Raw genomic sequence first — 18,127 nt, 5'->3', positions numbered from 1 at the left:
GGCGCTGAAGTGAGTACCCTGCCCTTCGACCATGCCCACGTGCTCGGCGCCGGCCTGATGGGCCGCCTGCTGGCGCTGGCGCTGGCGCGCGCCGGCTGCGCGGTGGACGTGTACGAGGCCGGCGGCCCCGATGCCGAGGGGGCCGCCGCCCGCGTGGCGGCCGCCATGCTGGCACCGCTGGCCGAATCCGCCATCGCCCCCGAGCCGCTGGTGCGCATGGGCATGCATGCGCTGGAGCGCTGGCCGCAACTGCTCGCCGGCCTGCCCGCGCCCGTGTTCTTCCAGCGCGAGGGCACGCTGCTCGTCTGGCACCGGCAGGACGCGAACGAGGCCGCGCGCCTGGCTGCCACGCTGCAGCGTACGCAGGCCGCGGTGCCCGGGCTGCCGGCCATGCAGCGGCTGGACGGCCCGGCCCTGGCGGCGCTGGAGCCCGCGCTGGCCGGCCGCTTCGCGCAGGGCTGGCTGCTGCCCGGCGAAGGCCAGCTCGACAACCGCGAGCTGCTCGCCGCGCTGCTCGCCGGCCTGCAGGCGATGCCGAACGTGCGCCTGCACTGGCACAGCCCACGCGCGCCGCAGGACTTCTCGCCGGCGGCGCGCGAGCGCGTCGTCGACTGCCGCGGCCTGGGCGCCAAGCCGCAGTGGGACGCGCTGCGCGGCGTGCGCGGCGAGGTGCTGCGCCTGCATGCGCCGGGCGTCGAGCTGCGCCGGCCCACGCGGCTGGCACATCCGCGCTACCCGCTCTACATCGCGCCCAAGCCGGGCCACGTGTTCGTCGTCGGCGCCACCGAGATCGAGTCCGACGACCTTTCGCCGGCCAGCGTGCGCTCGACGATGGAACTGCTCAGCGCCGCGTACGCCGTACACCCCGGCTTCGGCGAGGCGCGCATCCTCGAAGTGCTCACGCAGTGCCGCCCCACCCTGCCCGACAACCGGCCCGCGCTGCGCTGGCTGGCGCCGCGCATGCTGCAGGTCAACGGCCTGTACCGCCACGGCTTCATGATCTCGCCCGCCATGCTCGACGCGGCGATGCAGGTGCTGGCCGATCAGGGCGATGCCTTGGCGCGGCGCTTCGATCTCCTCATACTGGACACCCCATGAACATCCTGCTCAACGGCCAGCCGCGCGAGTTGGCCCCGCCCGCCACGCTGGCCGACGCCATCGCGCTGCTGGCGCCGGCGCCGCCCTATGCCGCCGCCGTGAACCGCGAATTCGTGCCTCGCTCCTCGCATGCCGAGCGCGAACTGCGCGAGGGCGACGAGATCGAGGTGATCCGGCCCGTGACGGGAGGCTGACGAACATGAACGACAACACGTCCTCCCCCGCCGGCGACGCGCTGGTCCTGTACGGCCAGCGCTTCGACGGCCGCCTGCTGCTGGGCACCGCCCGCTATCCCTCGCCCGACGTGCTGGAGGCCGCGGTGCGGCGCGCCCGGCCCGCGATGCTCACCGCTTCGCTGCGCCGCCAGGGCGCCGCGCCCTCGGGCGCCGACGCCGGCCAGGACTTCTGGGCGCTGCTCAAGCGCCTGGACGTGCCGGTGCTGCCCAACACCGCCGGCTGCCACAGCGTGCAGGAGGCCGTCGCCACCGCGCAGATGGCGCGCGAGGTGTTCGACACGCCCTGGATCAAGCTGGAGCTGATCGGCGACGACTACACCCTGCAGCCCGACACGCTCAATCTCGTCGAGGCGGCACGCCTGCTGATCGACGACGGCTTCCAGGTGCTGCCCTACTGCACCGAGGACCTGGTGCTGTGCCAGCGCCTGGTCGACGTCGGCTGCCAGGCCGTGATGCCCTGGGCCGCGCCCATCGGCACCGGCCGCGGCCCCGTGAACCCCTACGCGCTGCAGGCGCTGCGCGAGCGCCTCGCCGTGCCCATGCTGGTGGATGCCGGCCTCGGCCTGCCCTCGCACGCCTGCCAGGTGATGGAATGGGGCTACGACGGCGTGCTGCTCAACACCGCCGTCGCGCTGGCGCAAGACCCGGTCGCGATGGCCGGCGCCTTCGCCGATGCCGTGCGTGCCGGCCGCGCCGCCCGGCTCGCCGGCGCCATGTCCACCAGCGATGCCGCCCAGCCCAGCACGCCGGTGCTCGGCACGCCCTTCTGGCACCATGCAGGCGCCCATGACTGAACACGACCCCACCACCATCGCCTCGGCGGTGCTCACCGCCCACCTGCCGCGCTTCGGCGCGCACCCGCCCAGCGTGCCGCAGGACTACACGCTGGCCGACCCCGTGTACCGCGGCGTCAAGCAGGCCTGCGTGCTGCTGGGCTTCATCGAGGCCGACGCGGAATGCGTCGCGCTGGCCTGGCACGCGCAGACGGAGCGCCTGGGCTTCTTCGACGCGCTCGCCTGGCCCGCCACGCCGGTGGACTTCGGCCTGCGCGAGTTCCCGCCACAGGCGCGCGACGACGCCTTCCCGCCCTGCCCCGGGCGCCTGGGGCTGTACGCCGTGCTGCCCGACGCCGCCTGGGTCGGCCGCATGGCCCGCGCCGGCGTGCCCACCGTGCAGTTGCGCTTCAAGTCCGCCGACGCCGCGGCGGTCCGCCACGAGGTGCGCGCGGCCGTGCGGGCCGTTCAGGGCACCGGTGCGCTGCTCTTCATCAACGACCACTGGCGCGAGGCGGTCGAGGCCGGCGCCTATGGCGTGCACCTCGGGCAGGAGGATCTCGACGAACTGCACGAGGCCGACGTCGACACGCTGCGCGCCGCCGGCGCGCGCCTGGGCGTGAGCACGCACGGCTACGCCGAGATGGTCCGCGCCGATGCGGTCAGCCCGAGCTATCTCGCGCTGGGCGCGGTGTTCCCCACCACCCTCAAGCAGATGGCGACCGCGCCGCAGGGTGTGGCGCGGCTGGGCGACTACGCCCGGCTGATGCACGGCTACCCCCTGGTGGCCATCGGCGGCATCGACGCCGCCAGCCTGCCGGCCGTGATGGCCACCGGCGTCGGCAGCGCGGCGGCGGTGCGTGCCATCGTCGCGGCAGACGATCCCGAAGCCGCCGTCCGGACGCTGATGGCGGACCTGGCCCGCCACGCGCCCCTGCCGGCGCCCTGAGCCGCCGCGGGCCGCGGCGACAATGCCGCGCGGGCGCTCCCGCCCAGCGCCCCTGCCCCGCCTGCATGACGACGACGCCCCACGCCCCCGCCGACGCCACCCTGCACCTGAAGTACCGGCCCGACATCGACGGCCTGCGCGCGATCGCCGTGCTGTCGGTGGTCGGCTTCCACGCCTTTCCGCAGCGGGTCAAGGGCGGCTTCATCGGCGTCGACATCTTCTTCGTCATCTCCGGCTACCTCATCACCACCATCCTGCTGGGTAACCTGTCCAGCCACGGCTTCAGCTACCGCGACTTCTATGCGCGGCGTATCAGGCGGCTCTTCCCTGCACTGCTGGCGGTGCTGGCGGCCACCTTCGCCTTCGGCTGGTACGCGCTGCTGGTCGACGAGTTCGGGCAACTGGGCAAGCACGTCGCCGCCGGCGCGGGCTTCGTCTCCAACCTCGCCTTCTGGAGCGAATCGGGCTACTTCGACACCGCCACCGAGAGCAAGCCGCTGCTGCACCTGTGGTCGCTGGCGGTGGAGGAGCAGTTCTACATCGTGTGGCCGCTGCTGCTGGGCCTGGCCTGGCGCCGGCACTGGAACGTGCTGGCCACGCTGGGCGCCGTGGCGGCGCTGTCCTTCCTGCTCAACGTGGCGGGCGTGCATCCCTGGGCCAGCGCCACCTTCTACCTGCCGGCCTCGCGCTTCTGGGAACTGGCCGCCGGCGGGCTGCTGGCCTACATGCGGCTGCACCGGCCGCGGCTGCTCTCGCGCGGCGACGACCTGCAGGCCATCGTCGGCCTGGTGCTGATCGGCGCCGGCCTCGCGCTGCTCGACAAGGACAAGGCCTTCCCCGGCTGGTGGGCCATCCTGCCGGTGTTCGGCGCCTTCTTCTGCATCGCCGCCGGCCCCGCCGCCTGGCTGAACCGCCGCGTGCTCGGCTCGCGCCCGATGGTGTGGTTCGGGCTCATCAGTTATCCGCTCTACCTCTGGCACTGGCCGCTGCTGGCCTATGCCCGCGTGCTCGAAGGCGGCATGCCCGCGCGCAACGTGCGCATCGCCTGCGTCGTCGCGGCCGTCGCCCTGGCCTGGGCCACGTGGAAGTGGGTGGAGCAGCCGCTGCGCCACAGCCGCCGCACGGGCGTGGTGCGAAATCTCTCCATCGCCATGGCGGTGCTGTTCGTGCTGGGCCTGCTCGCCTGGGCCCAGCGCCTGCCGCCGCGGCTGAGCGACCCCTACCTCAGCCGCGTCGCCGCGGCCACCACCGACTGGGCCTATCCGGACGGCCTGGCGCACACCACCCTCGGCAAGCGGCCCGCCTACACCATCGGCACCGGCCCCAAGCGCGTGCTGCTGTTCGGCGACAGCCACATCGAGCAGTACGGGCCGCGCGCGGTCGAGATCGCCCGCGACGGCGGTCCCGCCGCGCTGAACACCCTGCTCTTCGCGACCAAGGGCGGCTGCCCGCCGATCCCCAACGTATTCGAGGACCGGAACGTCGACTGCGATGCCTGGCGCAGCGACATCATCGACTACATCCACGCCACCAGGCCCGATGCCGTCGTCATCGGCGGCTGCTGGAACTGCTACTTCATCAAGCAAGCCGTGGCGAACCCCGACGGCAACTACGACGAGGGCTACTACTACCGCGACCGCCTCGCCGGCGACCGCAAGTACGCCTTCCGCGGCGGCGGCGGCGTGGAATGGGCGATCAAGTCGCTGGAGTACATCCTCAAGGACCTGTCGCTGCACACACGCGTGTACTTCCTGCTCGACAACCCCATCGGCGACGCCTTCGAGCCCAAGCACCTCATCACCTACGACCGCCTCGGCGCCTGGAGCGTGCAGCGCGTCAGCCCGCGCGTGCCGCTGCCGGGCGACCAGCAGTTCGTCGATGCGCGCCTGCGCGAGCTGGCCGTGCGCAGCGGCGCCACGCTGATCGACCCGCTGCCGACGCTGTGCCCCGATGGCCAGTGCATTCGCACCACCGGGGACGGAACCCCCGTCTACAAGGACTCCGATCACCTGCGCGCCGACTACGCGCGCGAGCACGCAACCTACCTGGACGCGGTGCTCAAGGCAGCGCCTTGAACATCGCCGCAACAAATCGACGCGACCTTGAGAGAAGCGCGAAAAACACGCTATACTCGTGGGCTCATTCCCCGATAGCTCAGTCGGTAGAGCGCCGGACTGTTAATCCGTAGGTCCCTGGTTCGAGCCCAGGTCGGGGAGCCAAACAAACCCTCGTGGTTCTTGAATGCCTCGTCATCTTTTCGATGGCGGGGCATTTTCCTTTCAGGCACTCTTCCGGCAGCGAGTTGCCAAGAGTCAGCAGCCTAGCGCCGCGACGAAGGCGACAGCGGCGCCCGCAGGGTCTGCGTGGTGGTGTCGATGGCCTCCCGGATGGCCCGGTCCTGCGGCGACTCGCCGGACCAGCCGAAGATCACCCAGAGGCACGCCGCCATGGCGGCCAGGCCGACGGCCAGGATCAAGGAGAACGAAAGCACGTTGCACGCTCCGAGGGTCGATGCGGTAGAACGATCCAGGGGCGTGAATCTGCAACGAACAGGCGCCGGGCCCTCGCCGGCAGGCCGCCGTCTAGCCCGAACGTTGCTGGCGGCAGACGTTGTCGCCGGTGGTCGTCAATTGCAGCGAGCCGCCCAGCCACTCCAGCCAGGACAGCGTCACCAGGTCCTCGATGTCGGCCTCGGCGATTTCGCTGGCGCGCCTGCGATGGAGCAGGTCGGCGATGTGGGGAAGCTCAACGCGAAGCGCGTCCTGCCTGGACTTGGAGATGGACACGCTGTTCATGCTGGTCTTTCGTGCTGTCTGACCGGCCAGGGTACCACTCGACGTGCCGCACCGCAGCGGCGAAGGGGTGCCCGAAGGGCGGACAACGTGAAATCGCCTACACTTGGGCCTATCGGCCGCAGCGTGCTCGTTGCTGCGGCCCTTGTTTGACACCACCCGGCACCTGCTGCCGCACGGATCGTCGCCAGTCGCATCACACCTGCGCAAGGCTGATCGTCATCCTCCGCTCCTGACGAGCTTCACACCGGCCCGCCACCTCCCCTTTCGGGCGGTCCACTCCCTTCTCTTCCTTCATCGCTGCGCCGCAGCCTCACGGCTTGCCGCAGCCCACCGCTTGCACCGCGCAAGCCCTGCCAGTACATGAACCAACCGACCGCCCACGCAGTGGGCAAGTACCTCGTCACACCGATGACGAAGCTCACCGAGACCGGCCAGTACGCCGCTTCGGTCTCCATCCGCCGCGGCATGCACGACCGCGTGTTCCGGCTCATCCCCTGTTTCGACAGCGCAGCGCGCGCCGCACGCTACGCCCTTACTCAAGGCCGGCATTTCGTGCTGACCAACCAACTGGCTTGAGCACGCCTCTCGCCCAACCACCGAAGGAGTCTCTTGGCCAAGGAAGAACTGATTGAAATGCAGGGGCGCGTCGAGGAAGTGCTGCCCGACTCGCGCTTTCGCGTGACGCTGGACAACGGCCACACGCTCATCTGCTACTCGGGCGGCAAGATGCGCAAGCACCGCATCCGCGTGCTGGCGGGCGACCGGGTCTCGCTCGAGATGTCGCCCTACGACCTCAACAAGGGACGGCTGACCTTCCGGCACCTCGAGCCTCGCTCGCAGGGCGGAGCCCCCGCCGGTGCCCGGCGCCCTGCGCGATAGGCGCCATCGCAACAACCGCCTCCCCTGCCCTTCGCGGCCTGCGGACCGCACACATCACTCACATTCACTCGAAAGAACATCATGGAAAACAAACTCTACGTCGGCAACCTCTCTTACTCGATGCGCGACGACTCGCTGCGCCAGCACTTCTCGGCCTTCGGCCAGGTCTCCTCGGCCAAGGTCATGATGGAGCGCGACTCGGGGCGCTCCAAGGGCTTCGGCTTCGTGGAGATGGGCTCGCCTGCGGAAGCGCAGGCCGCCATCCAGGGACTGAACGGCAAGGAAGTGGACGGCCGCGCCCTGACGGTCAACATCGCGCGCCCCATGGAGCCGCGCTCGGGCGGCGGCTTCGGCGGCGGTGACCGCCGTGGCGGCGGCTATCGGCAACGCGCCTACTGAGCATCAACCGTACGACTGGCTCGCAGCGTCGAGCCATCCGGAAGGGCCGCGCCGGCATCACGCCGCGCGGCCCTTTTTTCGCGCCTGCCCCGCACGCACGCGCGTTCGCGGATGATCGGGCTTCGCAACGAAACCAGCAGGAGACCGCATGGCGCAGCCACCGCAACGACAGGCACTGACGACCATTCTCATCACCGGCGGCGGCCGCGGCATCGGCGCCGCGACGGCGCGGCTGTGCGCCGCCGCCGGCCACGACGTCGCTTTCACCTACAGCGCCCAGCACGATGCCGCGCAGACGCTGGTGGCGCAGATCGAGGCGCTGGGCCGGCGCGCCTGGGCGGTGCAGGCCGATGTGGCGGACCCCGAGGCGGCGCAACGCGTGGTCGACGGCATCCCGGCCGGCTTCGGCCCCCTCGCAGGCCTGGTCAACAACGCCGGCATCACCGGGCCGCTGGGGTCCTTCGCCGACACGACCATCGACACGATGCGCCGCGTGCTGGACGTCAACGTGCTGGGCACGATGGCGATGAGCCAGTGCGTGCTGCGGCGCTGGCTGGCCGAAGGCACGGCGGGCAGCATCGTCAATGTCTCGTCCATCGCGGCCACGCTGGGCGCCGCGGGCGAGTACGTGCACTACGCCGCGTCGAAGGCGGCGGTCGAGGGGTTCACGATCGGCCTGGCGCGCGAGGTGGCGGCCAAGGGCATCCGCGTGAACGCCGTGTCTCCCGGCACCGCGCTGACCGACATCCATGCCGCCGCGGGCGAGCCCGGCCGGCCCCAGCGCGTGGCCGCCCGCATCCCGATGCAGCGGCCGGCCGAGGCGCAGGAGATCGCGGAAGCGATCGCATGGCTGCTGTCGGAGCGCGCCTCGTACGTGACGGGCACCGTGCTGAAGGTCGCGGGCGGCCTGTGAGCCGGGCGGAGCTCAGGCGTGCTGGCCCGACCCGCGGGGAAAGCGCTGGATCATCTGCCAGCCCAGCGGCGTGATGGCCGTCACCGTGGCCGGCGGCTGGTGATGGCCGTTGAGCGTCCGCACCGGCTTGGGGATGTCGGCGCGCACATGCCCGGCCAGCGCCAGCATGCGCACTGCATCGACGTCATCGCCCTCCGTCACGGCAATGGGCAGCGTCTGCAGGGCGAGTCGATGAAGCAGTTCCAACGGCATGGCTCGGAGTATTCTGCCGCGCATGCATGGCTGCACGCACGCGGCGGCCGAATCCGGTAATTTTCATCGGCCGGCCGGGCTGCGCGCATGCCCTTCAGCCCAGCCGCACCGGCACGAAGATGCGGTTGTCGCCGCGCTGGATCAGCAGGGCCACCGACTTGTCGGCCTTGGCGACGGCCTCGCGCACCTGCTCGACGCTCCTGGCCGGCGTGCCGTTGATGGCCAGCAGCACGTCGCCCGGCTGCACGCCCGCCATGGCGGACGGCCCGCGCGCATCCTCGACGACGAGGCCGGCCTCGGCGGCGATCTCTCGCTTTTCCTGCGGCTGCAGCGGCCGCAGCGCCAGGCCCAGCCGGCCCTTGCCCGTCGCCTTGTCGGCTTCGGCGACCTGGGCCTTGTCGCCGGCGTTGCCCAGGCTGGCCGTCAACTGCTCGGGACGGCCCTGGCGCCAGATGTCGATGCGCACCTTCTGCCCCGGCGCGAGCTGGCCGATCAGCGCCGGCAGGTCGCCCGAGGCGGTGATGGGCTGCCCATCCACCTTGAGGATCACGTCGCCGGTGCGCAGGCCCGCCTGGTCGGCCGGCCCACCCTTCTGCACGTTCGACACCAGCGCGCCCTCGGGCTTGTCGAGCTTGAAGGAGTCGGCGAAGGCCTGGTTCACCTCCTGGATGGTCACGCCCAGCTTCGCATGGCTGGCATGGCCGGTGGCGACGATCTGCTCCTTGACCCGCGTGGCCAGGTCGATCGGGATGGCGAACGAGACGCCCTGGTAGCCGCCACTGCGGCTGTAGATCTGCGAGTTGATGCCCACCACCTCGCCGCGCGCGTTGAACAGCGGGCCGCCGGAGTTGCCGGGGTTGATGGCGACGTCGGTCTGGATGAAGGGCGTGTAGCTGTCGTCGGGCAGCGAACGGCCCTTGGCGCTCACCACGCCGACCGTCACGCTGTTCTCGAAGCCGAAGGGCGAGCCGATGGCCAGCACCCATTCGCCGACCTTGAGGTCCTTCGGGTTGCCCAGCGGCACCGTGGGCAGGTTCTTCGCGTCGATCTTGAGCACGGCCACGTCGGTCTTCGGGTCCGCGCCCAGCACCTTGGCCTGGAACTCGCGCCGGTCGGTGAGCTTGACGGTCACCTCCTTCGCGTCCTTGACCACGTGCGCGTTGGTGAGGATCACGCCGTCGGGGCTGACGATGAAGCCCGAGCCCTGCGCATGCGTGGGCATCGGCCGTTGCGGCCCGCGCTGCATGCCCGGCATGCCGAACTGGCGGAAGAACTCGTAGAAGGGATCGTCGGGCGAGATGCCCTGCGGGCCGTCATCCTCCAGCGCCGTCTTGGTGGTGCCGGTGACGCTGATGTTGACCACGGCCGGGCCGTTGCGCGCGGTGATGACCGAGAAGTCCGGCGCGGCGACGGGCGCGACCATCGGAGCGGCTGTCGCGGTGCCCGTCGCGGCGGGCGGCGTGGCGAGCGCGTTCGCGCTGGTGTAGGCACCAGTCGCGGCCGCGCCCAGCAGGGCGGCGGCTGCCAGGGCCACGGCAAGGCGCTTGGGGGTGTCGATGCGGGTGTTCATGGCGACGTCCTTTCTTCTTCACGAGGCAATGAGCCGAAGCTCGATGCGACGGAATATCGGGCGGGTCGCTTAGGCCCGCCTTAAACGCCGCGATCAGCGGGCAGGAAAACGCACCGCCACCCGCAGGCCGCCCAGGCGCGGCGAGGTCTCCAGCGCCAGTTGCGCGCCGTGCAGTTGCGCCACCGAGTGCACGATGGCCAGGCCCAGGCCGCTGCCCTGCACCGTCGCCTGCGTCTGGCCGGTGCGATAGAAGCGGTCGAGCACGCGCTCGCGCTCGGCCTCGGGCAGGCCGGCACCGGAGTCGTCCACGCACAGCGTCACGCCCTCGCCGTCGGCCGCGATCTCCACGTCGACCCGGCCGCCCTCGGGCGCGTACTTGACCGCGTTGTCCAGCAGGTTGCGCAGCATGATGCGCAGCGCGTCCGGGTGCCCCTGCACGATGGCGGGCGCGGCCGGCGGCGTGCCCAGCCCCAGGTCGATGTCGCGCGCCTGCGCGGCGGGCACGGCGTCACCGATGGCCGAGCGCGCCAGTTCGAGCAGGTCCACCGGCTGGGCGGGCACGCCCGCGGCGGCATTCGCCTCCTGGCGGGCCAGGGCCAGCAGCTGCTCGACCAGCCGGGTGGCGCGGTCGATGCCGGCAGCCAGCCGCTGCGTGGCGACGGTGCGGGCTTCGCCTTCGGGCGCGCGCTGCAGGCCCTGCACCTGCAGCTTGAGCGCCGCCAGCGGCGAGCGCAGTTCGTGCGCCGCGTCGGCCACGAAGTGCTTCTGCGCCTCGAAGGCATGCTGCAGCCGGCCGAACAGCAGGTTCAGCTCGTGCACCAGCGGGCGCACCTCCTCGGGCAGGTCCGCCTCGCTCAGCGGCGAGAGGTCGTCCGCCTGGCGCGAGGCCACCTGGCCGCGCACCCGCGCCACCGGCGCCAGCGAGGCGCTCACGACCCACCACACCACCAGCATCAGCAGCGGCGCCATGAGCGCCACCGGCGCCACCGTGCGCAGCGCCAGCGCGCCGGCCATGTGGCGGCGCGCCGCCATGTCCTGCGCCACCTGGATCACCAGCCCGCGCGACTGCAGCGAGAACACGCGGTAGGTGGTGCCGCGCGCGCCCACGTCGGAAAAGCCCAGCACCGCCCGCTGCGGCAGCGCCGCCTGCTCCGCGGACTCGAAGATGCGCACGCCGTCGGCGGTCCACACCTGCACCACGAACTCGAAGTTCTGCTCCGTCGGCCCCAGCCCGCTGACCGCCGCGCTCGGCGGCAGGCCGGCGCGCAGCGACAGCGCCATCTGCTGCATGTGGTAGTCGAAGATCTGGTCCGCCTCGTGCAGCACCGTGCGGTAGGTGGCGAAAGCCTGCACGCCGCCGGCCAGCACGATCGCCGCCAGCAGGAACCACAGCAGCCGTGCGCGCAGCGACCTCATTCGCCGCCGCTCCAGCGGACGCGCGTCGCCGGCCCGTGGCCGTCGCCCCTGCATCGAAAGGCCGCGGAGCAAGCCATGCGGGAGCGCCCGCGGAACTGGCTCTGCCAGGCCGCTGGGCGAGCCCCCCTCTGGAGGGGGTTGGCGGAGCGCGAAGCGCGCAGACTGGGGGTCGTCATTCTTTCGGCACCGTGTAGCCGACGCCGCGCACGGTGCGGATCAGGTCGGCGCCCAGCTTGCGGCGCAGGCCGTGCACGTACACCTCCACCGCGTTGCTGCTGATCTCGTCCTTCCAGCCGTAGAGCTTCTCCTCGAGCTGGGCGCGCGAGAGCACGATGCCGGGCCGGGCGATCAGCGGCTCCAGCACCGCCCATTCGCGCGCCGACAGCACCACCGGCCTGCCGTCCACCGCCGCCTCGCGGGTCGCGGGGTTCAGGCTCACGCCGCGGTGCTCGAACACCGGCTCGGCCCGCCCGGCGGCGCGGCGCAGCAGCGCGCGGATGCGGGCCAGCAGCTCGTCCAGGTCGTAGGGCTTGAGCACGTAGTCGTCGGCGCCGGCGTCCAGCCCCTGCACGCGCTGCTCGACCGAGTCGCGTGCGGTGGCGATCAGCACCGGCATGCGCTGCTTGCGCGCGCGCAGGGCGCGCAGCACGTCCAGGCCGTCCATCCGGGGCACGCCCAGGTCCAGCAGCACCAGGTCGTAGTCCTGGGTGCGCAGCGCCGTGTCGGCCATCTCGCCGTCCTTGACCCAGTCGACGGCGTAGTGCTCGGCGCGCAGCAGATCGAGCACGGTCTCGCCGATCATCAGGTCGTCTTCGAGCAGCAGCAGGCGCATGGCGTTCGGAGGAAGGAAAGCGGGGTTCGAGATGGAATGCGGCGCCGGAGTTCGCGCACCCGCTCAGAGGATCGCGCGCACCTCCCGCGCCGCCTCGAAGAGCAGCGGCAGCAGCGCATTCTGCAGCGCCGCCGCGTCCCGGCCGGCATCGGAGAGCACCACGTTCAGTGCCGCCACCGTGCGGCCGCGCATGTCGCGCAGCGGCACGGCCAGGGCGCGCACCGCCAGTTCGTGCTCCTCGGCGGCGAAGGCCCAGTCCTGCCGGCGCACCTGCGCCAGCCGCTGGCGCAGCGCCCGCGCCTGCGTCAGGGTGTGGGGCGTCAGCCGCGGCAGCGTGCGGCCCTGCAGCCAGGCCCGCAGCTCGGCCTGCGGCAGGCCGGCCAACAGCACCTGGCCGGTGGACGTGGCATGCGCCGGCAGCCGCGCGCCCAGGTGCAGGCCGTAGGCCAGCACGCGGTTGGGCGCGCCCAGCGCGCCGCTGCGCGCCACGATGACGACCTCCTCCCCGTCGAGCACCACGGCCGAGAAGGATTCGCCCGTCTGCGCCGCCAGCCGGTTGAGCGTGGGCTGCAGCGCCCGCGGCAGCCGCGACGACGCCAGGTAGCTGCCCGAGAAGCGCAGCACCTTGGGCGACATCCAGTAGTAGCTGCCGTCCGTCTCCAGGTAGCCCAGGTGGGCCAGCGTCAGCAGGTGGCGCCGCGCCGCCGCGCGGGTGATGCCGGCGCGCGCCGCCGCCAGCGTGGCGTTCAGGCGCTGGCGCTCGGTGTCGAAGCTCTCCAGCACCGCCATGCCCTTGGCGATGCCCTCGATGAAGTCGGCCTTGGCGATGGTCATGGAAAGCGGCGGCTGTGATGCGGCATTTGCGCGATCATCGCGCAGCGGGTCGCATGATCGCACAGCAGTGCAGGCCGGGGACTGCCGCCGCGCGCCCGGCCTGCCTACGCTCGGCCATCCCCTTTTCGCACCCTTGGAGACACACGCCATGCGCACCCAGATCGCCATCATCGGCGCCGGCCCCTCCGGCCTGCTGCTCGGACAACTGCTGCACCAGGCCGGCATCGACAACGTCGTCGTGGAGCGCCAGACCGGCGACTACGTGCTCGGCCGCATCCGTGCCGGCGTGCTGGAGCAGGTGACGATGGACCTGCTGGCACGTGCCGGCGTGGACGCGCGCGCCAAGGCCGAGGGCCTGCCGCACCACGGCATCGAGCTGCTGTTCCAGGGCGCGCGCCACCGCATCGACCTGCACGGCCTCTCGGGCGGCAAGCAGGTGACGGTGTACGGCCAGACCGAAGTCACGCGCGACCTGATGGAGGCGCGCACCGCCGCCGGCCTGACCACCGTCTACGGCGCCGCCAACGTCAGCCTGCACGACTTCGACGGCAGCGCGCCCCGCGTGCGCTACGAGAAGGACGGCGCCACGCACGAGATCGAGTGCGACTTCATCGCCGGCTGCGACGGCTACCACGGCGTCAGCCGCGCCAGCGTGCCGGCGCAGGCCATCCACCTGCACGAGAAGGTCTACCCCTTCGGCTGGCTGGGCGTGCTGGCCGACGTGCCGCCCGTGTCCGACGAGCTGATCTACTGCAACACGCAGCGCGGCTTCGCCCTGTGCAGCATGCGCAGCCACACGCGCAGCCGCTACTACGTGCAGGTGCCGCTGGAGGAGCGGGTCGAGAACTGGAGCGATGAGGCCTTCTGGAACGAGCTGCGCGCCCGCCTGGACCCCGAGGCGCGCGAGCGCCTGGTCACCGGCCCCTCGCTGGAGAAGAGCATCGCGCCGCTGCGCAGCTTCGTGGCCGAGCCGATGCGCTTCGGCCGCCTGTTCCTGGCCGGCGACGCGGCGCACATCGTGCCGCCGACCGGCGCCAAGGGCCTGAACCTCGCCGCGGGCGACGTCGGCTACCTCTCGGAAGCCTTCATCCGCCACTATGCCGAGCGCAGCACCGCCGCGCTGGACCGCTATTCCGAGCTGTGCCTGCGCCGGGTGTGGAAGGCGGAGCGCTTCTCGTGGTGGTTCACCTCGCTGATGCACCGCTTCCCGGCCGAGGGTGAGTTCGGCCAGAAGATCCAGGAAGCCGAGCTGGACTACCTGGTCCACTCGAAGGCGGCCTCCACCTCCCTGGCCGAGAACTACGTGGGCCTGCCGATGGAATCGTTCTGAGCGCGGCTCGGCCGAGAATGGGCGCTCCCCTCCACGCCCATCCCGACCGATCTTGCAGCCCCGCCACCGCCCCCTGACCTGGCTCGAACCCGGCGCACCCTTCCCGCCGGTGGCCGCCGCCTGGGCGGAGGGCGATCCGGTGCCCGGCCTGCTGGCCGGCGGCGGCGCGCTGGACGTCGACACGCTGCTGGACGCCTACCGGCACGGCATCTTCCCCTGGTTCGGCGACGAGCAGCCCATCCTGTGGTGGAGCCCCGACCCGCGCATGGTGCTGCCGGTGGCCGGGTTCCGCCTGCACCGCTCGCTGCGCAAGGCGCTGCAGGCCTTCCGCGCCGACGCGGCGCGCTGCGAGATCCGCGTGGACCACGGCTTCGCCGCCGTCATCGCCGCCTGCGCCGAGGCGCCGCGCGCCGGCCAGTCGGGCACCTGGATCGTGCCCGAGATGCAGGCGGCCTACCTCGCCCTGCACCGGGCCGGCCACGCCCACAGCGTCGAGACCTGGATCGACGGCGAACTGGCCGGCGGCCTGTACTGCGTCGGCATCGGGCGCATGGTGTTCGGCGAGTCGATGTTCGCCCGCCGCACCGATGCCTCGAAGATCGCCCTGGCGGCGCTGGCATGCTTGTGCCGCCGGCACGGCGTCGAGGCGATCGACTGCCAGCAGAACACCCGCCACCTGGCCAGCCTGGGCGCGTGCGAATGGCCGCGCGAGCGCTTCGTCGCCCACGTGGCGCGGGCCACCGCGCTGCCCCCGCCGCCGTCATGGCGCTTCGAATCCCTATACTGGAACGAACTCCTGCCGCCAGCCCTCGCGCCGTGACGCATCTCAAGGATCTCCCGCTCCAGACGCTGCAGTTCTACGCCACGGCGCCCTACCCGTGCAGCTACCTGCCGGCGCGCCAGGCCCGCTCGCAGGTGGCCACGCCCAGCCACCAGATCAACAACGACGTCTACTCCGACCTGGTCACGGGGGGCTTCCGCCGCAGCGGCATGTTCACCTACCGGCCCTACTGCGACGGTTGCCGCGCCTGCGTGCCGCTGCGCGTGCTGGCCGACCGCTTCCAGCCCACCCGCAGCCAGCGTCGCGCCTGGAAGCGGCACGCCGGCCTGCAGGTGCGCGTGCTGCGCCTGTGCTTCGTGCCGGAGCACTACCAGCTCTACCTGCGCTACCAGAACGGCCGCCACGCCGGCGGTGGCATGGACCACGACAGCATCGACCAGTACACCCAGTTCCTGCTGCAAAGCCGCGTCAACTCGCGGCTGGTGGAGTTCCGCGAGACGCGGCCCGACGGCAGCCCCGGCGCACTGAAGATGGTGTCGATCCTGGACGTGCTCAACGACGGCATCTCGGCCGTCTACACCTTCTACGAGCCCGAGCCCGGCACCGCCTACGGCACCTACGGCGTGCTGTGGCAGATCGCCCAGGCGCGCGAGCTGCGGCTGCCGTACGTCTACCTGGGCTACTGGATCGCCGAGAGCGACAAGATGGGCTACAAGGCGCGCTTCGAGCCGCACGAGGTGCTGGTCGGCGGCCGCTGGCAGCCGCCCCCGGCGACAAGATCCGATTTCACGTAATAAAATGGCAGGCGTTGCCGAACGCCCTGCCCTCATGAGAAAAGCCCAAGCCGACGCCCCCGCCACCCCGGTCATCCAGGTCATCGAGCGCATGTTCGCGCTGATCGACGTGCTGGCCTCGCGCGAGGAGGCGATCTCGCTCAAGGAGATCAGCGAGAAGACGGGGCTGCACCCTTCCACCACCCACCGCATCCTCAACGACCTGGCGGTCGGCCGCTTCGTCGACCGGCCCGAGGCCGGCAGCTACCGGCTGGGCATGCGGCTGCTGGAGCTGGGCAATATGGTCAAGGCGCGGCTGAACGTGCGCGACGCGGCGCTCGGCCCGATGCGCGAGCTGCACCGGCTGACGCAGCAGCCCGTCAACCTGAGCGTGCGCCAGGGCGACGAGATCGTCTACGTGGAACGCGCCTACAGCGAGCGCTCGGGCATGCAGGTGGTGCGCGCCATCGGCGGCCGCGCGCCGCTGCACCTCACCTCCACGGGCAAGCTCTTCCTGGCCGCCGAGGACCCGCAGCGCGTGCGCACCTATGCCACCCGCACCGGGCTGGCCGGCCACACGCGCAACAGCATCACCCAGTTGCCGGTGCTGGAGCGCGAGCTCTCCCGGGCGCGCCAGTACGGCATCGCGCGCGACAACGAGGAGCTGGAACTGGGCGTGCGCTGCATGGCCGCCGGCATCTACGACGACCAGGGCAAGCTGGTGGCGGGGCTGTCGATCTCGGCCCCGGCGGACCGGCTGGACGACGGCTGGCTGCCCAAGCTGCAGGCCACCGCCAACGACATCTCGGTAGCGCTGGGGTACACCGGCGCCGCGCCGGGCGACGGGGCTGCCGCATCGGCATGAAGGATGGCCCCTCGGCCAACCGCTTCGCGCTTGCCCGATCCCCCGAGGGGATGCTTTTTCATCTTGGGGCGGCCCGGCGATGAAAAAGGGGCCTTCAGGCCCCTTTTTTCTTCTCGTTGCAGGATCAGCGCCTGCCGCCCTCAACTCGCCGCCTGCGCGCTCAACGCATGGAAGTGGGTGGACTCCACCCAGCGGCGCACGCGTTCCGCATCGGCGATCCGGCTGAACTTGCCGGCCGAATCCAGGAACACCATGATGATCTTGCGCCCGGCCACTTTGGCCTGCATCACCAGGCACTGGCCCGCCTCGGAGATGTAGCCCGTCTTCTGCAGGCCGATGTCCCAGTCGGGGCTGCGCACCAGCCGGTTGGTGGTGTTGAATTGCAGCACGCGGTTGCCGATCTCGACCTGGTGCTCCGGCGAGGTCGTCAGTTCGCGCAGCAGCGCGTCGCTGGACGCCGCGCTCACCAGGGTGGCCAGGTCCTGCGCCGTCGACTGGTTGCGCGGCGACAGGCCGGTGGGCTCGACGTAGCGGGTGTCGTGCATGCCCAGCATGCGCGCCTTGGCGTTCATCACGCTCACGAAGGTGCTCATGCCGCCGGGATAGGTGCGGCCCAGCGCATGCGCGGCGCGGTTTTCGCTGGACATCAGCGCCAGGTGCAGCAGTTCGCCGCGCGAGAGCGTCGAGCCCACGCGCAGGCGCGAGCTGCTGCCCTTTTCCGTGTCGACGTCGTCCTGCGTGATGGTGACGAGCTCGTCCATCGGCAGGCGCGCCTCGCTGATGAGCAGGCCCGTCATCAGCTTGGTCAGCGAGGCGATGGGCAGCACCGCATGGTCGTTCTTGCTGAACAGCACCTCGCGCGTGTCCTGGTCGATCACCAGGGCGGCGCTGGAGCGCAGATCGAGCGGGTCGTCGGTGTTCTGCAGCCCGGCCATCTGGCCGAAGGACAGCCGCGGCGGCGGCACGTCGGCCACCCGCACCACGGAACGGCGCTGCACCGCCACCACCGTCTTGCCGCCCTTCTTGCGCACCGTCGCCACCACGTTGCGGCCGCCGCGCACCACACGGTCGGCCGATGCCGTGCGCTTGGAGGACGCCGCCTTTTTGACGCTCTTGGATTGGGAGGCAGCCGCCGCCTTCGATTTGCCGCTGGCGCTCGCCACGGCCTTTTTCGCACTGGCGGCCGGTTTCTTGGCCGCAGCCTTGGCGGCATGCGCGCCCGGCAGCAGGAAGGCCGAGGCGCACAGCGCGATGGCGAACAGGCGCAGGGCGCCGGTCAGACGCCGGGAGAAGGCTCGAGGCGTAACCAAAGGTACGGGGGCTTCGGGCATCAATAAATCTCCAGCGGCGTCAGAACAGGTGCCGCAGTCTATCCAATTAGAAAAAGGGCCGCAATATCAGTTACTTGCGTTCCCTTCTTCATTTCAAGAGC

Annotated in this window: 21 protein-coding genes and 1 tRNA gene; 14 read left to right on the top strand and 8 right to left on the bottom strand. The window is 71.3% G+C overall.

The window, feature by feature from the left end; genetic code table 11:
* Positions 1-9 precede the first annotated feature (9 nt).
* The 6 genes from Q392_RS26840 (at position 10) to Q392_RS26815 (ending at position 5,275) form a co-directional block, all read left to right on the top strand.
* Positions 10-1,098, top strand: a complete 1,089-nt coding sequence (locus tag Q392_RS26840; RefSeq protein WP_038215943.1) for an FAD-dependent oxidoreductase — start codon at positions 10-12, stop codon at positions 1,096-1,098.
* Complete coding sequence (gene thiS / locus Q392_RS26835; RefSeq protein WP_038215941.1) at positions 1,095-1,292, top strand: sulfur carrier protein ThiS; 198 nt, start codon at positions 1,095-1,097, stop codon at positions 1,290-1,292. The genes Q392_RS26840 and thiS overlap by 4 nt, the downstream gene beginning before the upstream one ends.
* A gap of 5 nt (positions 1,293-1,297) precedes the next feature.
* A complete protein-coding gene (locus Q392_RS26830) occupies positions 1,298-2,128 on the top strand; it encodes a thiazole synthase (RefSeq protein ID WP_038215937.1) in 831 nt (276 codons plus the stop codon).
* Positions 2,121-3,056 (top strand): thiamine phosphate synthase, encoded by a 936-nt coding sequence (locus tag Q392_RS26825; protein WP_038217196.1) that lies wholly within the window; start codon positions 2,121-2,123, stop codon positions 3,054-3,056. Before Q392_RS26830 ends, Q392_RS26825 begins: the two co-directional genes overlap by 8 nt.
* Positions 3,057-3,121: 65 nt before the next feature.
* The gene (locus Q392_RS26820; RefSeq protein ID WP_051954002.1) at positions 3,122-5,131 is read left to right on the top strand and encodes an acyltransferase family protein; all 2,010 of its coding nucleotides are present in this window, start codon (positions 3,122-3,124) and stop codon (positions 5,129-5,131) included.
* 68 nt (positions 5,132-5,199) lie between these two features.
* Positions 5,200-5,275, top strand: a tRNA-Asn gene (locus Q392_RS26815).
* A 101-nt stretch (positions 5,276-5,376) separates the two neighbouring features.
* On the opposite strand, the gene Q392_RS33225 is transcribed toward Q392_RS26815, so the two are convergent.
* On the bottom strand, positions 5,377-5,547 hold the full coding sequence (locus Q392_RS33225; protein ID WP_157008369.1) for a hypothetical protein: 171 nt from the start codon (positions 5,545-5,547) through the stop codon (positions 5,377-5,379).
* A gap of 91 nt (positions 5,548-5,638) precedes the next feature.
* Positions 5,639-5,851, bottom strand: coding sequence for a hypothetical protein (locus Q392_RS26810; protein ID WP_051954001.1), 213 nt, complete (start codon positions 5,849-5,851; stop codon positions 5,639-5,641).
* 360 nt (positions 5,852-6,211) lie between these two features.
* On the opposite strand from Q392_RS26810, the gene Q392_RS26805 reads away from it, so the two are divergent.
* From Q392_RS26805 to Q392_RS26790, 4 genes are all read left to right on the top strand, one after another.
* On the top strand, positions 6,212-6,427 hold the full coding sequence (locus tag Q392_RS26805) for a hypothetical protein (RefSeq protein ID WP_038215932.1): 216 nt from the start codon (positions 6,212-6,214) through the stop codon (positions 6,425-6,427).
* Positions 6,428-6,460: 33 nt separating this feature from the next.
* Positions 6,461-6,730, top strand: a complete 270-nt coding sequence (gene infA / locus Q392_RS26800; RefSeq protein WP_038215929.1) for a translation initiation factor IF-1 — start codon at positions 6,461-6,463, stop codon at positions 6,728-6,730.
* A gap of 81 nt (positions 6,731-6,811) precedes the next feature.
* Positions 6,812-7,129 (top strand): RNA recognition motif domain-containing protein, encoded by a 318-nt coding sequence (locus Q392_RS26795; protein WP_038215927.1) that lies wholly within the window; start codon positions 6,812-6,814, stop codon positions 7,127-7,129.
* 148 nt (positions 7,130-7,277) lie between these two features.
* Positions 7,278-8,042: an SDR family NAD(P)-dependent oxidoreductase gene (locus tag Q392_RS26790; RefSeq protein ID WP_051954000.1), complete on the top strand. Its 765-nt coding sequence runs from the start codon at positions 7,278-7,280 to the stop codon at positions 8,040-8,042.
* A gap of 12 nt (positions 8,043-8,054) precedes the next feature.
* Here Q392_RS26790 and Q392_RS26785 read toward each other — a convergent pair whose 3' ends face one another.
* The 5 genes from Q392_RS26785 to Q392_RS26765 all read right to left on the bottom strand — a co-directional run bounded on the left by Q392_RS26785 (position 8,055) and on the right by Q392_RS26765 (position 12,946).
* On the bottom strand, positions 8,055-8,294 hold the full coding sequence (locus Q392_RS26785) for a hypothetical protein (RefSeq protein ID WP_157008367.1): 240 nt from the start codon (positions 8,292-8,294) through the stop codon (positions 8,055-8,057).
* Positions 8,295-8,388: 94 nt separating this feature from the next.
* The gene (locus Q392_RS26780; RefSeq protein WP_038215922.1) at positions 8,389-9,864 is read right to left on the bottom strand and encodes a DegQ family serine endoprotease; all 1,476 of its coding nucleotides are present in this window, start codon (positions 9,862-9,864) and stop codon (positions 8,389-8,391) included.
* A 93-nt stretch (positions 9,865-9,957) separates the two neighbouring features.
* Positions 9,958-11,280: an ATP-binding protein gene (locus tag Q392_RS26775; protein WP_038215919.1), complete on the bottom strand. Its 1,323-nt coding sequence runs from the start codon at positions 11,278-11,280 to the stop codon at positions 9,958-9,960.
* A 172-nt stretch (positions 11,281-11,452) separates the two neighbouring features.
* Complete coding sequence (locus Q392_RS26770; RefSeq protein WP_038215916.1) at positions 11,453-12,112, bottom strand: response regulator; 660 nt, start codon at positions 12,110-12,112, stop codon at positions 11,453-11,455.
* Positions 12,113-12,175: 63 nt separating this feature from the next.
* A complete protein-coding gene (locus tag Q392_RS26765; protein WP_038215914.1) occupies positions 12,176-12,946 on the bottom strand; it encodes an IclR family transcriptional regulator domain-containing protein in 771 nt (256 codons plus the stop codon).
* A 148-nt stretch (positions 12,947-13,094) separates the two neighbouring features.
* Between Q392_RS26765 and pobA the strand changes: the two genes are divergently transcribed.
* From pobA to Q392_RS26745, 4 genes are read left to right on the top strand one after another with little or no spacing between them, the layout of a single operon-like run.
* Positions 13,095-14,276 (top strand): 4-hydroxybenzoate 3-monooxygenase, encoded by a 1,182-nt coding sequence (pobA, locus tag Q392_RS26760; RefSeq protein WP_038215913.1) that lies wholly within the window; start codon positions 13,095-13,097, stop codon positions 14,274-14,276.
* A gap of 52 nt (positions 14,277-14,328) precedes the next feature.
* Positions 14,329-15,096, top strand: coding sequence for a leucyl/phenylalanyl-tRNA--protein transferase (gene aat / locus Q392_RS26755; RefSeq protein WP_038215911.1), 768 nt, complete (start codon positions 14,329-14,331; stop codon positions 15,094-15,096).
* On the top strand, positions 15,093-15,851 hold the full coding sequence (locus Q392_RS26750) for an arginyltransferase (protein WP_038215908.1): 759 nt from the start codon (positions 15,093-15,095) through the stop codon (positions 15,849-15,851). Before aat ends, Q392_RS26750 begins: the two co-directional genes overlap by 4 nt.
* Before the next feature lie 34 nt (positions 15,852-15,885).
* Entirely contained in the window at positions 15,886-16,695 is an 810-nt protein-coding gene (locus Q392_RS26745) for an IclR family transcriptional regulator (RefSeq protein ID WP_038215906.1), read from the top strand.
* Positions 16,696-16,835: 140 nt separating this feature from the next.
* Here the strand turns inward: Q392_RS26745 and pbpG are convergent, their stop codons facing one another.
* Positions 16,836-18,026 (bottom strand): D-alanyl-D-alanine endopeptidase, encoded by a 1,191-nt coding sequence (gene pbpG, locus Q392_RS26740; RefSeq protein WP_051953999.1) that lies wholly within the window; start codon positions 18,024-18,026, stop codon positions 16,836-16,838.
* Positions 18,027-18,127 lie beyond the last annotated feature (101 nt).

It is taken from the genome of Xenophilus azovorans DSM 13620, assembly GCF_000745855.1.
Classification (GTDB): domain Bacteria; phylum Pseudomonadota; class Gammaproteobacteria; order Burkholderiales; family Burkholderiaceae_C; genus Xenophilus; species Xenophilus azovorans.
Note: the sequence above shows the minus strand (reverse complement) of the source record. Positions and strands in the feature narration are given on the sequence as shown.

Excerpts from the sequence above, each read along its gene's own strand:
- pobA (WP_038215913.1), top strand. The coding sequence starts at position 13,095 with ATGCGCACCCAGATCGCCATCATCGGCGCCGGCCCCTCCGGCCTGCTG.
- Q392_RS26770 (WP_038215916.1), bottom strand. The coding sequence starts at position 12,112 with ATGCGCCTGCTGCTGCTCGAAGACGACCTGATGATCGGCGAGACCGTG.
- Q392_RS26775 (WP_038215919.1), bottom strand. The coding sequence starts at position 11,280 with ATGAGGTCGCTGCGCGCACGGCTGCTGTGGTTCCTGCTGGCGGCGATC.
- Q392_RS26805 (WP_038215932.1), top strand. The coding sequence starts at position 6,212 with ATGAACCAACCGACCGCCCACGCAGTGGGCAAGTACCTCGTCACACCG.
- Q392_RS26765 (WP_038215914.1), bottom strand. The coding sequence starts at position 12,946 with ATGACCATCGCCAAGGCCGACTTCATCGAGGGCATCGCCAAGGGCATG.
- Q392_RS26830 (WP_038215937.1), top strand. The coding sequence starts at position 1,298 with ATGAACGACAACACGTCCTCCCCCGCCGGCGACGCGCTGGTCCTGTAC.
- Q392_RS26820 (WP_051954002.1), top strand. The coding sequence starts at position 3,122 with ATGACGACGACGCCCCACGCCCCCGCCGACGCCACCCTGCACCTGAAG.
- Q392_RS26795 (WP_038215927.1), top strand. The coding sequence starts at position 6,812 with ATGGAAAACAAACTCTACGTCGGCAACCTCTCTTACTCGATGCGCGAC.
- thiS (WP_038215941.1), top strand. The coding sequence starts at position 1,095 with ATGAACATCCTGCTCAACGGCCAGCCGCGCGAGTTGGCCCCGCCCGCC.
- Q392_RS26785 (WP_157008367.1), bottom strand. The coding sequence starts at position 8,294 with ATGCCGTTGGAACTGCTTCATCGACTCGCCCTGCAGACGCTGCCCATT.
- pbpG (WP_051953999.1), bottom strand. The coding sequence starts at position 18,026 with ATGCCCGAAGCCCCCGTACCTTTGGTTACGCCTCGAGCCTTCTCCCGG.
- Q392_RS26790 (WP_051954000.1), top strand. The coding sequence starts at position 7,278 with ATGGCGCAGCCACCGCAACGACAGGCACTGACGACCATTCTCATCACC.
- Q392_RS26780 (WP_038215922.1), bottom strand. The coding sequence starts at position 9,864 with ATGAACACCCGCATCGACACCCCCAAGCGCCTTGCCGTGGCCCTGGCA.
- Q392_RS26825 (WP_038217196.1), top strand. The coding sequence starts at position 2,121 with ATGACTGAACACGACCCCACCACCATCGCCTCGGCGGTGCTCACCGCC.
- Q392_RS26745 (WP_038215906.1), top strand. The coding sequence starts at position 15,886 with ATGAGAAAAGCCCAAGCCGACGCCCCCGCCACCCCGGTCATCCAGGTC.
- Q392_RS26810 (WP_051954001.1), bottom strand. The coding sequence starts at position 5,851 with ATGAACAGCGTGTCCATCTCCAAGTCCAGGCAGGACGCGCTTCGCGTT.